Origin of the sequence: Alteromonas sp. KS69 (assembly GCF_003989595.1) — a bacterium.
GTDB lineage: Bacteria > Pseudomonadota > Gammaproteobacteria > Enterobacterales > Alteromonadaceae > Alteromonas > Alteromonas naphthalenivorans.
In genome coordinates this window covers 35,378-49,058 of record NZ_PYHU01000044.1, presented here as the reverse complement: position 1 = coordinate 49,058, position 13,681 = coordinate 35,378, and the positions used below count along the sequence as shown (strand labels likewise).

11 protein-coding genes are annotated in these 13,681 nt (G+C 44.0%); 10 read left to right on the top strand and 1 reads right to left on the bottom strand.

Annotation, left to right across the window (positions count from 1 at the left end):
- The first annotated feature begins 56 nt into the window (after nt 1-56).
- Together lpdA and C7Y69_RS21985 are read left to right on the top strand one after the other, a co-directional pair.
- Nucleotides 57-1,478 (top strand): dihydrolipoyl dehydrogenase, encoded by a 1,422-nt coding sequence (lpdA, locus tag C7Y69_RS18495; protein WP_126873764.1) that lies wholly within the window; start codon nt 57-59, stop codon nt 1,476-1,478.
- A 135-nt stretch (nt 1,479-1,613) separates the two neighbouring features.
- Complete coding sequence (locus tag C7Y69_RS21985; protein WP_260563712.1) at nt 1,614-2,060, top strand: hypothetical protein; 447 nt, start codon at nt 1,614-1,616, stop codon at nt 2,058-2,060.
- Between the two features lie 97 nt (nt 2,061-2,157).
- On the opposite strand, the gene C7Y69_RS18485 is transcribed toward C7Y69_RS21985, so the two are convergent.
- The gene (locus tag C7Y69_RS18485; protein ID WP_126873763.1) at nt 2,158-3,264 is read right to left on the bottom strand and encodes a LysR family transcriptional regulator; all 1,107 of its coding nucleotides are present in this window, start codon (nt 3,262-3,264) and stop codon (nt 2,158-2,160) included.
- Between the two features lie 337 nt (nt 3,265-3,601).
- Here C7Y69_RS18485 and C7Y69_RS18480 point away from each other — a divergent pair, with 337 nt between their 5' ends.
- The 8 genes from C7Y69_RS18480 (at nt 3,602) to C7Y69_RS18445 (ending at nt 13,582) form a co-directional block, all read left to right on the top strand.
- Complete coding sequence (locus tag C7Y69_RS18480; RefSeq protein ID WP_041452471.1) at nt 3,602-4,843, top strand: efflux RND transporter periplasmic adaptor subunit; 1,242 nt, start codon at nt 3,602-3,604, stop codon at nt 4,841-4,843.
- Complete coding sequence (locus tag C7Y69_RS18475; protein ID WP_126873762.1) at nt 4,843-7,965, top strand: efflux RND transporter permease subunit; 3,123 nt, start codon at nt 4,843-4,845, stop codon at nt 7,963-7,965. Before C7Y69_RS18480 ends, C7Y69_RS18475 begins: the two co-directional genes overlap by 1 nt.
- A gap of 286 nt (nt 7,966-8,251) precedes the next feature.
- The gene (locus C7Y69_RS18470; protein ID WP_013782966.1) at nt 8,252-9,493 is read left to right on the top strand and encodes a putative DNA modification/repair radical SAM protein; all 1,242 of its coding nucleotides are present in this window, start codon (nt 8,252-8,254) and stop codon (nt 9,491-9,493) included.
- A gap of 28 nt (nt 9,494-9,521) precedes the next feature.
- Nucleotides 9,522-10,316 (top strand): TIGR03915 family putative DNA repair protein, encoded by a 795-nt coding sequence (locus C7Y69_RS18465; RefSeq protein WP_126873761.1) that lies wholly within the window; start codon nt 9,522-9,524, stop codon nt 10,314-10,316.
- A gap of 142 nt (nt 10,317-10,458) precedes the next feature.
- Nucleotides 10,459-11,169, top strand: a complete 711-nt coding sequence (locus C7Y69_RS18460; RefSeq protein ID WP_126873760.1) for an SIMPL domain-containing protein — start codon at nt 10,459-10,461, stop codon at nt 11,167-11,169.
- Nucleotides 11,170-11,336: 167 nt separating this feature from the next.
- Complete coding sequence (locus C7Y69_RS18455) at nt 11,337-11,639, top strand: DUF1289 domain-containing protein (RefSeq protein WP_013782969.1); 303 nt, start codon at nt 11,337-11,339, stop codon at nt 11,637-11,639.
- A gap of 58 nt (nt 11,640-11,697) precedes the next feature.
- Nucleotides 11,698-12,522 (top strand): HDOD domain-containing protein, encoded by an 825-nt coding sequence (locus tag C7Y69_RS18450; protein ID WP_013782970.1) that lies wholly within the window; start codon nt 11,698-11,700, stop codon nt 12,520-12,522.
- Nucleotides 12,523-12,778: 256 nt separating this feature from the next.
- The gene (locus C7Y69_RS18445) at nt 12,779-13,582 is read left to right on the top strand and encodes a YdiY family protein (protein ID WP_013782971.1); all 804 of its coding nucleotides are present in this window, start codon (nt 12,779-12,781) and stop codon (nt 13,580-13,582) included.
- Nucleotides 13,583-13,681: the final 99 nt, after the last annotated feature.

Sequence of the window (13,681 nt, the reverse complement as noted above, 5' to 3'; positions counted from 1 at the left end):
GGTTATGCTATTACGCACAAAGTGATAGATAACAAAAAATAGGATTGAGGTTCACAATGAGCGAAATTAAAACGCAATTAGTGGTACTGGGCGGCGGCCCTGGCGGTTACTCTGCAGCATTCCGTGCTGCCGACTTAGGCATCGAGACCGTTATTGTTGATTCAAGGGAATCCCTTGGTGGTGTGTGTCTTAACGTTGGATGTATTCCTTCAAAAGCATTGCTTCACGTAGCGAAAGTAATGAAAGAAGCGAAACACTTAGCTAGCCATGGTGTAACTTTTGGCGAACCAAAAATCGATCTAGACAAAATTCGCGAATATAAAGACAGCGTTGTAAAACAGCTGACTAACGGTCTTGGCGGCATGTCAAAAATGCGTAAAACCAAGCACGTTAAAGGTTACGGTAAATTTACCGGTGCTAATACCCTTGAAGTAAAAAACGGTGACGACGTTACTACTATTACTTTTGAAAAAGCAATTATTGCTGCAGGCTCTGAGCCAGTAAGTCTTCCGTTTATTCCAGAAGACGACCGTATTATCGACTCAACTGGCGCTTTGGAAATGAAAGATATTCCAGAGAAGATGCTTGTACTTGGTGGCGGTATCATTGGCCTAGAAATGGGTACAGTGTACGAAGCATTAGGTTCAAAAATTGATGTTGTTGAATTTTTAGATCAGCTTATTCCAGCTGCTGATAAAGACATCATGAAAGTCTTTATGAAAGATTATAAAGAAAAATTCAACATCATGCTTGAAACCAAAGTGACTGCGGTTGAAGCAAAAGAAGACGGTTTGTATGTAACGTTTGAAGGTAAAAATGCACCTTCAGAACAAGTACGCTACGACAAAGTATTAGTGGCTGTTGGACGTCGTCCAAACGGTAAAATGGTTGGCGCAGACACTGCTGGTGTTAACGTTGACGACCGTGGCTTTATTAACGTTGATAAGCAAATGCGTACTAACGTTGAACATATCTTCGCTATTGGCGACTTGGTTGGCCAACCTATGCTTGCGCATAAAGCGGTTCACGAAGGTCATGTTGCAGCTGAGGTTATTGCTGGTCAGAAACATTACTTCGACCCACGTGGTATTCCTTCAGTAGCGTACACTGAGCCGGAAGTTGCTTGGGTTGGTGTTACCGAGAAAGAAGCGAAAGAGCAAGGTTTAAGCTACGAAACAGCCGTATTCCCATGGGCTGCTTCAGGTCGAGCCATTGCGTCTGACGCAACAAACGGTATGACTAAAATGATTTTCGAAAAAGACACCGGTCGTGTACTTGGTGGCGCAATGGTAGGTACTAACGCGGGCGAAATGCTTGGCGAAATTGGTCTTGCTGTTGAAATGGGCGCAGACGCGGAAGATGTTGCTTTAACAATTCACGCTCACCCAACGCTAAACGAGTCAATTGGCCTAGCGTCTGAAATATTCGAAGGTAGTATTACCGATTTGCCTAACGCTAAGGCAAAGAAAAAGAAGTAAGTTAGCTAATTAGTTAACGCAGAAACCCGCCAAATGGCGGGTTTTTTTATTTTTAGCGCAGCTAACGTGGCGTAATCTACATATAGCGCCTACTATTAGAGCAGGTAGTTAGCAGTTAATTTTAAACGAGACAAAATGGTCCCGAGCAACATTCATACTATTGGAAAAAACACCTCCCATGCAGAAACTAAGCACGCCGAATATGATATTGAGCTAATAGGTAATGTGCTGCGAGTAGACGGACGTGGCGTGGTGAATGAAGAGATTTTGAAGCAATACCACGAGGACGTTAAAGATATTGTCATTAGCCTTAAAGGCCAAAAATGGGGCTTTTTAGGATTTGTTCAGGGTACTGGGATTTTAACGCCGGCAGCAGAATCTACCTTAATAGACTCAATCAAACTTCGTAAAATATACGGTATGTCAGCCTGTGCTTTAGTGGTTGCCAACGCTGATATTCCAGCGCTGGTCCAAAGTCAGTTCGAGCGGGTGTACTTGGCAGCAGATATCGATTATTTCTTTTGTGCTGATGAAAAAGAGGGTTTAGCGTGGCTTGCCAGTAAAGAGTGCAAGTACAAGTAAGCCTAAACAGGTGAAAAGCTGTCTATCAGAGGGGATTAATAGCAGCTTATCTTTAAGGTTTATTGCAACCTGTCACCAACAAGGTTTATTTAAAAAACTACGCAATTACTTTTCCCTTCGGGTCGTTCACAGCGTTATCTAAATTTGAAATCTCGGCGGCCTCGGATACGTCTACCTCATCACCATGCTTAATATGCGATGGCGTAAAGTCGCTGCTGTCCATGTTGCGCTGAGCCAAGAAGCGCTTAACAGTTTCGGCGCAGTATGCTTTGCGGCAGCACTGAGATAGCAGCATTTCGTGGCGCTCTACACGCTCGCGAATGAACTTCACCACTAATTTACGTAACCACTGTAACCCAGCATCTAAGTCTTGGCGTTTGTGCCACATAACAGACATTGGCAGGCCTTTAATTTCAACAGGTGTTTCAAATACTGCGAGCTCACCAGAGAAAATCTCCTTCTCAACGACCAGTGATGGTGCAACACATATTAAGTTGCTTTCTTTTAGCAGCGGCGTGGCGTTGTAGAACTGATTGACCGACATAGCAATACGGCGTTTTAACCCCATGTTAGCTAATACTTGATCGGTAGGGCCGGTAACATCGCCTGTTACCGACACCAATAAGTGATCTGCGGCAATAAAGTCTTCCAAGGTAAGCTGCGCTTTCGCTAACGGGTGATCGGGGCGCATCACGACTACCCAACTAGGATCTAACACGTGCTCGGTACGTATTACCGCATCAGGTTGATGGTATTTAGAAAAAGTTAGTTCAGCCTCAGCGTCTTTTAATACCTTATCAGTACCCAAATCGTAACTGGGGATCGCATGAATATTAATGCCTGGCGCTTCATTTTCAATAACCTTACGAAGCGGCCCCCATACCATAGCAACAATGCTGTCAGTGGCTGATATACGAAAGGTGCGCTTGGCCGTAGCAGGGTCAAATTCCGCGGGGCTGACGGCAACTTCAAGTTGCCCTAGCGGGCCTTGAATTTGGCTCCACAGGTTTTTGGCATAAGAGGTAGGCTGAATACCCCGACCATCCTTTACGAATAACTCGTCTTTCCATGCGGTACGCATGCGAGAAAGGGCGTTTGAGACTGCTGGCTGTGTCATCGACAATCTATCAGCAGCACGGGTAATCGCGCCTTCCGTCATGATGGCATCAAATATCATCAATAAATTTAAATCATGTGGACGCACCAGTCTCTCCGGTTATTCGTAAAATAGTTCTGTATCTGGGTTCTAGTTCAATGCTGAGGTAAAGCCGAGGTAAGGAAATACTCCGTAAACACGCGGCGAACCCATCGCTTTTTATCGCTTCGGCTCTTCTCTACACGGCGTGTCTAACTATTATCACAACACTTTTTCGCTTCAGACTGTGGTGCCAACTTTTATGTAACACCTTGAGCAAAATAGCCTAAATTTCATACTTCTCAATATATATCATTTTATGATGTGTTGCATACGAAAATATAATTATTTTTATTGTATTGCCATGTGCATAATGCACGCCTTCACACTTTTAGAGACGCTTGCAATGACGACTTTAACTCGATTTTTGGCAATTCTAAGCCTTACAGCACTTGTCGCCGCATGTGGTAGCGACGATACGGATCCTGGCCAGCAAATGCATGCGAATGCGGGCATTCCTGTAGATGTTGCGCCAGTGGTCTCGCAGCGTTTAACTGAGTGGGACAGTTTTACTGGCCGTTTAGAAGCGCCGCAAACGGTATCGCTTCGCCCACGTGTTTCAGGCTACATTGAATTTGTAGCGTTTGAAGAAGGCGAATATGTAGAGCAGGGCGAAACCTTATTCCTTATTGATAACCGCGCTTTTAAAGCAGAAGTTGAGCGTTTAACCGCGCAACTTGAAGAAGCAAAAAGCCGTTACGACTTATCTGTGCAAAGTTACGACAGAGTCGTAAAACTTCGTAAAACCCAAGCGGTTTCACAAGAGGTGCTAGATGAGCGTTTAGCGGGTAAGAATCAAGCTTTTGCTAGCATCAATCAAACGAAAGCGGCATTAGACGTTGCTCGTTTAAATCGCGGTTTTGCCCGTGTTGAAGCGCCAATCTCTGGCCGTGTGTCTCGGGCAAACATCACCGAAGGTAACTATGTAACGGCAGGACAGTCTGAGCTTACCAGCATCGTATCTACTCATCAGCTTTACGCTTACTTCGATATTGATGAGCAAACCTACCTAAATTACGTAAGTAGCGATGGTAAAGCAGATTCTGCGGTAAACGACCAAGCGGTGGCTATGCGTCTTGCCAATGAGCAAGACTATGGTCACTGGGGACAAATCGATTTTGTCGATAATCAAGTGAATGGCAATACGGGTACCCTTCGTGTTCGCGCGGTTTTCAACAACGAAAATGGCCGTTTAATGCCGGGTTTATTTACCCACTTGAAACTAGCGGGTGATACCAACGAGCAGGGCATTTTAATTAAAGAAAAAGCGATAGGTACCGACCTTAACAACAAATTTGTATTGGTGGTAAACACCGACAATAAAGTGGAATACCGCGCTGTTACCTTGGGTGACAAAGTAGGTAGCATGCGCATTATTCAAAGTGGCCTAGTAGCTGGCGACACCATTGTAGTTGATGGCCTTCAGCGCGTACGTCCAGGAGCTGTTGTTGCGCCAAACCAGGTTGATATGGGTGATAAAGAAGCACTAGCAAGCCTACAAAATTGGCAGGCACGTGTAGATAACGTAACAAATTTGGCTAACGTTGATGCGCTAACTGGTAGCGTTGCCGGTACTGGAATTAACTAATGAATTTTTCGCAATTTTTCATTCGCCGCCCTATCTTTGCAGGTGTACTAAGCCTGCTCATTTTCATTGGCGGCGCCATTGCTGTTTGGCAACTACCTATCACAGAATACCCAGAAGTGGTGCCACCTACGGTTGTGGTAACGGCTAACTATCCTGGCGCAAATCCTAAGGTGATAGCTGAAACTGTGGCTACGCCCCTAGAGCAAGAGATTAATGGCGTAGAAGATATGATTTATATGTCTTCGCAGGCCACATCTGATGGGCGTATGACCCTTACCATTACGTTTGCCATTGGTACCGACCCTGATGATGCCACTACGCTAGTACAAAACCGTGTTAACCGCGCCACTCCGCGATTGCCACAGGAAGTACAGCGCTTAGGTATTGTTACCGAAAAATCGTCACCAGATTTAACGATGGTGGTGCATTTAACGTCGCCTGATAAACGTTACGACATGCTTTATTTGTCTAACTATGCCGACCAGTTTGTGAAAGATGAACTCGCACGTGTTGAAGGGGTAGGGCAAGTTCGTTTATTTGGTGCTGGTGAATACAGCATGCGTGTATGGCTAGATCCAAACAAGTTGGCTTCACTTCAAATGAACCCTGGCGATGTGGTTACGGCTATTTCCGAGCAAAACCAACAAGCGGCGGCAGGAAGTCTAGGCGCACAGCCTACGGGCACCAGTGAGTTTCAGTTACTAATTAATGTACGCGGTCGTCTAGAAGACGAAAGTGAGTTTGAAAATATCATCGTTAAGACGGGGGATAATGGCCAAATTACCCGCTTGAAAGACGTAGCACGCATTGAGTTAGGTGCCGATTACTACACTTTGCGTTCTCTGTTAAACAATAACCCTGCGGCAGCATTACCTATATTTCAGGCACCAGGTTCTAACGCCATTCAAATTTCTGATGACGTGCGTGCGCGCATGGCCGAGCTAGAAAAAATGTTTCCAGAAGGGTTGGAGTACGACATCGTTTACGACCCCACGGTATTCGTGCGCGGCTCAATTGAAGCGGTGGTAAATACGTTATTTGAAGCTGTGTTACTGGTTGTTTTGGTTGTTGTACTGTTTTTACAAACCTGGCGCGCCTCTATTATTCCTTTAGTGGCCGTTCCTATTTCATTGGTTGGTACTTTTGCGTTTATGCAATTGATGGGCTTTTCGTTAAACGCGCTATCGTTGTTTGGCTTGGTACTGGCTATCGGGATTGTGGTTGATGATGCCATTGTGGTGGTGGAAAACGTAGAGCGGAATATTGCCGATGGCAAAGCGCCGTTCGATGCCACTGTGCAAGCCATGAAAGAAGTTACAGGCCCTATTATAGCCACCACCTTGGTACTGGCTGCGGTGTTTATCCCTACTGCTTTTATGAGTGGCTTAACGGGTCAATTTTATAAGCAGTTTGCGTTAACGATTACCATTTCTACCTTTATTTCGGCGATCAATTCACTAACCCTAAGCCCAGCGCTGTCGGCGTTATTATTAAAGCCTCATGGGCAATCGAAAGATTGGTTAAGCCGTGGTATGGATAAACTATTTGGCCGTTTTGTATTTACGCCATTTAATAAAATGTTCGATCGCGGAGCCAAAAAATACACAGGCGCTGTAGGTGGGCTTATTCGCAAAAGCGGTGTGGTAGTGGTGCTTTATGCCGGTTTATTAGGCCTAACCTATTTCCAGTTTGCTAACACGCCTACTGGCTATGTACCACCGCAAGATAAGCAGTACCTTATTGCATTTGCTCAACTTCCTAATGCATCGTCGCTAGATAGAACCGAGGAAGTGGTACGTGAAATGTCACGAATTGCGATGGAGCACCCTGGGGTTTCTGATGCAGTAGCGTTTCCAGGTTTGAATATTAATGGCTTCACCAATAGCCCAAGTTCCGGTGTGCTGTTTACGCCGCTAAAGCCTTTTAGTGAGCGCCAAAGTCCAGAGCTTTCAGCCGGTGCAATTGCGATGCAATTAAACCAGCAATTTGGTTCTATTAAAGGGGCGTATGTGGCTATATTCCCGCCACCACCGGTAATGGGGCTTGGCACCATTGGTGGGTTTAGGCTGCAAGTTCAAGACAGAGGAAATTTGGGTTTTGCTGAACTTGAAAAAGTAACTCAAGAGGTGATTGGCAAAGCGTGGGCGCACCCTGCATTAACCGGTAACTTCACTAGCTTTACGGTTAATGTACCTCAGTTAAATGTGGATGTAGATCGCGAGAAAGCCGTTAGCCAAGGGGTAAATATTGGCACCTTGTTTGACACCATGCAGGCGTATTTAGGCTCGGTGTATGTGAACGATTTCAACTTGTTCGGTAGAACCTATCAGGTGAATGTTCAGGCCGATGCACAGTACCGCCAAGACGTTGAAAACATCACTCAATTTAAGGTGCGAAACGATAAAGGGGATATGATCCCGCTAGGTTCATTCCTAGATATTCAGCACAGTGCAGGGCCAGACAGGGTGATGCATTACAACGGTTATGTCACCGCTGAAGTAAATGGTTCACCAGCGCCGGGCTACAGTTCAGATCAAGCCAAAGCCGCGATTGAGCAAATTCTTGATGAAACGCTTCCGCTAGGCATGACCTACGAGTGGACCGAGCTAACCTATCAGCAAATATTGGCAGGTAATGCGTCGGCCTTTATTTTCCCGTTAGTCGTACTGTTGGTGTTCTTAGTGTTGGCGGCACAGTATGAAAGCTTACGCTTACCACTGGCTATTATATTAATTGTTCCCATGACCTTGCTAAGCGCATTAATTGGTGTGGTGATTTATGGCGGCGACAACAACATATTTACCCAAATTGGCTTAATTGTGTTGGTGGGGCTTGCTACTAAAAATGCCATTCTGATTGTGGAATTTGCCAAAGAACTACAAGACAAGGGTATGGACGCACTATCAGCCATTAAAGAGGCCAGCAAGTTGCGTCTTCGCCCCATCCTGATGACATCGATTGCTTTCATTATGGGTGTGTTACCTATGGTGCTTTCCACTGGTGCGGGTGCAGAAATGCGTCAAGCCATGGGCGTAGCGGTATTCTCAGGCATGATAGGGGTTACCGTGTTCGGCTTAATTCTTACCCCTGTATTTTACTATTTGTTGAAACGTAACGGTTAACTCTCCCGTTTACCCAAGCGTTGCCTCCTCCTCGTACTTTGGAGGCACTTCAGGCCACTTAATTTAAGTGGCCTTTTTTTATGGTAGGCATAGGGGATGGGCCACAATGGCTCAACGCTACACCCCTTTATTTTGTGATAGCAGAATGCATTTGTACTGTATATTTATACATGATATAACGGCTTTGTAATCTAAAAACCACCTATAAATACACACTTCTATTTTCGTATTTTATTACCGAACCCGCTGATTTTGTGTATTTGCTTAGAGAAAGTGACAATTTGCAATGCATGACAAACTGATTCAAAAACTCGAAATTCTCTCAGATGCAGCCAAGTATGACGCTTCCTGTGCAAGCGGTTCGGCAGGTAAACGAAAGGCAGGTAAAACTGATAAAACTGGTATTGGTTCTCTTACTGGCGGAATGGGTATATGCCACAGTTTTACTCCTGATGGACGGTGTGTTTCTTTACTGAAGATACTCATGACAAACTACTGTATTTACGATTGTCACTATTGCATCAATAGAGTATCGAGTAGTGTTCAACGTGCCCGTTTCACGGTCAAAGAAACGGTTGAGCTAACACTGAATTTTTATAAGCGTAACTATATCGAAGGTTTATTTCTTAGTTCAGGCATTGTCGGTTCGCCAGACCTTACAATGGAAAGCATGGTGCGTATTGCCAAATCCTTACGTATCGATCACGGATTTAAGGGGTATATTCATCTTAAAACCATTCCCAATGCATCGCCTGAACTTCAGGCCGAAGCAGGTTTATACGCTGACAGGCTTAGTATTAATGTAGAAATGCCTACCCAGCCTTCATTAAATCAATACGCGCCCGAAAAAGATCTCGGCGCTATTCATAGCGCGATGAATACCCTGAAAGACAAAATTACTGAGCATAAAGTAGATAAAACGCATACAGGCAAACGTCCTCCTCGTTTTGCCCCTGGCGGGCAGTCCACTCAAATGATTATAGGAGCCGATGGCTCAAATGATAAAACCATCTTGGGAGCGAGTGTTCAACTTTATAGCCAACAAAAGCTGCGCCGAGTTTATTATTCTGCGTTCTCGCCAATACCTGATGCATCAGAAGTTTTGCCTTTGAAACCTGCGCCTTTGGTGCGAGAGCATCGTCTTTATCAAGCTGATTGGCTACTGCGTTTCTATGGATTTACGCTTGACGAAATCGTGCACGATGACATGCTTGATATGGACCACGATCCTAAACTAGCGTGGGCATTGCGCAATCGTCATGTGTTTCCCATTGATTTAAATAAAGCCGACAAACTCATGTTGTTAAGAGTGCCAGGTCTTGGTGCACGCACCGTACAAAAAATTCTGGCGATTCGTCGTTATACAAAGCTTAGCTGGATGGATCTCACGAAATTGCGTCTGCCATTACAAAAGCTGAAACCTTTCATTAGCGTAAGTGATTACTCACCTGCTATTCACTTACTCGATAGTAATAATTTTGAGTTGCAGTTCAAACAGCCGAAGCAGTTTGAGTTATTCGGCGCCTAACTGAAGTAGGATTAGCAGTAAGATCAAGATGAAAACAATTACAATCACTTCGGTGCCTGGGTACGATGAGTGGCGCATTGCAGCAAGAGAATGTTTGGCGCAAGCTATCCCCCCCGAAAATATTATCTGGCAAAATTCAGAGTCGATACAAGACGACCTGTTTGGCGATGGGGAACAAGACATAGCAGCCAGTAAGCCAAAAACGCAACACACTATTCCCAAGTCAGTCTTAATACTTTTTAAATATGCACTGTGTCATCAAGATGCGAGCCGATTCGCATTGTGTTATCGGGTGTTATGGCGCGTTATTTTCGAGAACAAAAACCTTATTCAGTTAAAGACTGACCAAGATATACTGCAACTTACTACGTTAGCCAAAGCGGTAAAGCGCGATGCATATAAAATAAGTGCTTTTTTGAGATTTCGAGAAGTTACGCTTGACGGACAAGAGCACTTTATCGCTTGGTATGAACCAGAACATTTTAGCTTAGAGATTAAACTCGACTTCTTCCAAACTCGCTTTAAGAATATGCGGTGGTCTATATTGACGCCTTATCGGGCTGCTCATTGGGATACTGAAAAGCTAGTTTTAGAAGATAATCCCGATCCGAGAGTGTTTCCTGATGAAGATCGTATCGAAAAATATTGGCTCACTTACTACGCTAATATATTTAATCCCGCCCGTATCAAAAAGAGCGCAATGTTGAGCTCAATGCCCAAAAAGTACTGGAAGAATATGCCCGAAACAGCTTTGATTGACGATATGATTCGAAATTCGGATGCGAGAGCGCGCAAAATGATAGTTGATGGGAATAAACGCTAATTCATTTCTCCAGCCTCTTTGCGGCCACAATTGGTCATTATGTATCGTTAAGTATCAACAATCTCGGCTTTTTTCATCCCTAAATTCGACTCCAACTGAACGTAAGCTAGCACTATCAACAATAAAAACTGGAACGAGAGTTATGAAGATAGGTGCAGCAGTGGTAGTGGCAATAGGGATGGTGAGTGCGCTTGGCGTATTGGGTCAACAGGTGTCTTCGGCCTTAAACGAGATGCAAACGTGGGACAGGGTAGTTACCGTTAAAGGATTATCAGAACGAGAATACGTGGCTGATCGCGTGATTTGGCCTATTCAATTTGTTGATGCGGGCAATGATTTACCCGCGCTATACAACCACATTGAAGCTAACAGCATGAAAGTATCTACCTTCTTACAGAATAACGGTATTGCCAAAGAGGGAATTTCCATCGGTAAGCCAGACATTACCGACAAGCTAGCCCAGCAATATGGAGGAACAGAAAAAGCGCCGTTTCGTTATAGCGCAGTGCAAACCATTACCGTGTTTTCAAACGATGTAGAAAATGTGCGCTTAGTCATGAGCCAGATAGGTAGCTTATTAAAGTCTGGTGTTGTGCTAACCAATCAACACTATCAAGCACAGCCCGAGTATGTATTTACGCGTTTAAATGAAGTGAAGCCAGCAATGATTGAGGAAGCCACTGTTAACGCCAGAGAGGTTGCTGAAAAATTCGCGCAAGACTCAAAAAGTACCTTAGGGAAAATAAAGCGGGCTAATCAGGGACGGTTTTCTATCTCGAGTAGAGACCATCATCACCCCCATATTAAGCAGGTACGGGTAGTTTCGACTATTGACTATACACTGGTAGATTAATACTCATGTATTATTACAGAGTTGCTATTTTGGTGAGTTTGCCCAAAATATACTGGAGTAATGTAATAACTATCTTGGTTTACGTGGCCAGTAACAATATATTAGTGGCATTAAGAAGGTGTTTTTAATTTAACGCAACGCGTTTTAGCAAGCGCATACAGGTAAACATGACAGACCAAAAGCCACCAGCACAGCAACTGGAGTTCTTTGAAATTCCAAGCCCCTGTATTGGTGTTTGTGAGTCTGGACCGCGAGGGTATTGCAAAGGATGCTACCGCAGCCGAGAAGAGCGATTGTATTGGCTCAAGATTGACGACGGAACTCGCCGAAAAGTTATAGTGGCATGTCAGCGCCGTAAAAAAGCGGCCTTAAGCAGAGACCGTCGTCAAAACGAAGCAATACAAGAAGTCCGAGAGCCGAGTCAAATTTCTATGTTTGATACGCCTCCCGAGAAAATTGATAAAGCATAAGTGGTGTAGTTTTTTTCTTTATACACCGCTATGTAATAGTTAAAAGTGGAACCTTTGCATGTCTTTAGATAAATATGTGTCGTTTGCTACAAAGTCATTTACCTTGCCAGATATATGTATACGTATCCGCTCGGTATTAGATAACCCGCGTTCAAGTGCAAACGACCTTGGCGATTTGATCAGTTTAGATTCGTCATTAACAGCCAAGGTGCTGCGATTGGCAAATAGTTCACTGTTCCGATTTCCATCACAGGTAGAGTCTGTTTCAAAAGCCATTAACATTATTGGTGGTGAAGCATTGTATAATTTGGTAGTGGCAGAAACCGCAAACACCGCATTTAAATACTTTGATACCAAGCTTATTGATCTTGATAAACATTGGTTCGATTCGGTGTATTGTGGAATGGTGGCGAAGCAATTGGCCAAGGCCAGTAATATTCGTGGTAGCGAGCGTTTCTTCGTGATGGGGATATTGCAAAATCTCAGTGAGTTGGTGATTGCTAAACGCTCGCCCGAGCTTTACAAAAACTACATTGAGCAAGATAACGATATGCTGCTAGGGGCAAGACAAATTCACCATTTTGGTTTTACCTTTTCTAACTGTAGCGGTACCATATTAGAAAGTTGGAAGCTTCCTCTTGTGCTCTATTATCCGGTTATGCACGCTAATGATATGTCTAGGCAGGCTGCAGATAGCGATATTGCGCTACTGGCATTGGCGTCAAGGGTCACTTCCATGCAGCAAAATAAAAAAACTGATGCTGACATTGAACTTTTTTTAGAAGACATAGCCAATAATAGTGGTGTGAATCTAGATGACGTGGCAAATGCCATAGAGTTCGCCGATAGAGAAACAGCAAAAATTTCTATGCTTATACATTGATTTACCGGCAGTGAGGTAAAACAATGGTAAGTAGCTTTGGGCTTTATGTGGCGCAAAGCAGCTTGATGGTTGTTGAATATGAATTTAGAAACCGTTCTACAAGCGCTCGATTGTACAACTAAGCGGTAAAAAGCAAAGCGGTAAAAAGCTAAGCGGTAAAAACACATAGCTTACGTAATACCCACGGAAGGGCATAATAGGGTGTTAAATGGCTATGCCATAACAGCACCGAACCTATAAAAAATTACTAAAAATTATGCTTAATCTAACCAAATTATTTTGTGCAGCATGCTGTCTACTCAGTATAAGCACTGCCGTCTTTGCGGCAGATCGCGATTTAATTCAAACGCTTTATCACGCCGATTTTACGCCAGACACCGACGACGAAGTACCTAGATTTTCGCTGAACGGTGAGTTAGGTATTCTGTCAAATACTGGAAATACATCTGCAGCGAGCATCAAAGCGGGTATTAACGCCGATCATGAAACTGAAAATTGGAGCAGTCTGTACTTTGCAGAAATGCTTTATCAAGAAAGTAATACCGATGGCACTGGTCGCGAAGTATCGGCCAAACGCTTCTATGGCAGCGCTCAGTTCGATTACAAATTAAACCAGCCTGGTAGACGTTTATTCATGTACGGCGATTATGAAGATGATTCTTTTAGCGGGTATGATCATCGTGCTTCACTGGCTGCTGGTTGGTCACAGCGTGTGTGGCGAGACGAAGTCAGTGAGTTTCGTTACAGTGTTGGGCCTGGTTATTCTTTTGTCGAGCTTGAAGAGCCGTTAGATGAAGATATCAACGACGGTGTAATTGTAAGGGCATCTGCTGAATACAAATACCATTGGGCATCGGGTGCTAACCTTCGACAATTTGTTAGCACTGAAGCGGGTGATGAAAATACTAAATCTCGTTCTGAGACGTCTTTGTCAGCCAACGTTTTCGGCTCTTTAGCCATGAAGCTGTCGTTTATTTTAAATCACGAAACCGATACTACCGAAGATGTAGATGGGTTAAGTACAGAGACTTCGGTTGCTTTGGTTTATCAATTCTTCTAATAATCAGGCTCAAAGCTTATCAATAAGTGTAAATTTTGCGTCTTATAGTCTAATTTTTATTCGACCCTCATTGACTCGCTCTATTAGGTAGGTACTATT

Excerpts from the sequence above, each read along its gene's own strand:
- lpdA (WP_126873764.1), top strand. The coding sequence starts at position 57 with ATGAGCGAAATTAAAACGCAATTAGTGGTACTGGGCGGCGGCCCTGGC.
- C7Y69_RS21985 (WP_260563712.1), top strand. The coding sequence starts at position 1,614 with ATGGTCCCGAGCAACATTCATACTATTGGAAAAAACACCTCCCATGCA.
- C7Y69_RS18480 (WP_041452471.1), top strand. The coding sequence starts at position 3,602 with ATGACGACTTTAACTCGATTTTTGGCAATTCTAAGCCTTACAGCACTT.
- C7Y69_RS18475 (WP_126873762.1), top strand. The coding sequence starts at position 4,843 with ATGAATTTTTCGCAATTTTTCATTCGCCGCCCTATCTTTGCAGGTGTA.
- C7Y69_RS18470 (WP_013782966.1), top strand. The coding sequence starts at position 8,252 with ATGCATGACAAACTGATTCAAAAACTCGAAATTCTCTCAGATGCAGCC.
- C7Y69_RS18465 (WP_126873761.1), top strand. The coding sequence starts at position 9,522 with ATGAAAACAATTACAATCACTTCGGTGCCTGGGTACGATGAGTGGCGC.
- C7Y69_RS18460 (WP_126873760.1), top strand. The coding sequence starts at position 10,459 with ATGAAGATAGGTGCAGCAGTGGTAGTGGCAATAGGGATGGTGAGTGCG.
- C7Y69_RS18455 (WP_013782969.1), top strand. The coding sequence starts at position 11,337 with ATGACAGACCAAAAGCCACCAGCACAGCAACTGGAGTTCTTTGAAATT.
- C7Y69_RS18450 (WP_013782970.1), top strand. The coding sequence starts at position 11,698 with ATGTCTTTAGATAAATATGTGTCGTTTGCTACAAAGTCATTTACCTTG.
- C7Y69_RS18445 (WP_013782971.1), top strand. The coding sequence starts at position 12,779 with ATGCTTAATCTAACCAAATTATTTTGTGCAGCATGCTGTCTACTCAGT.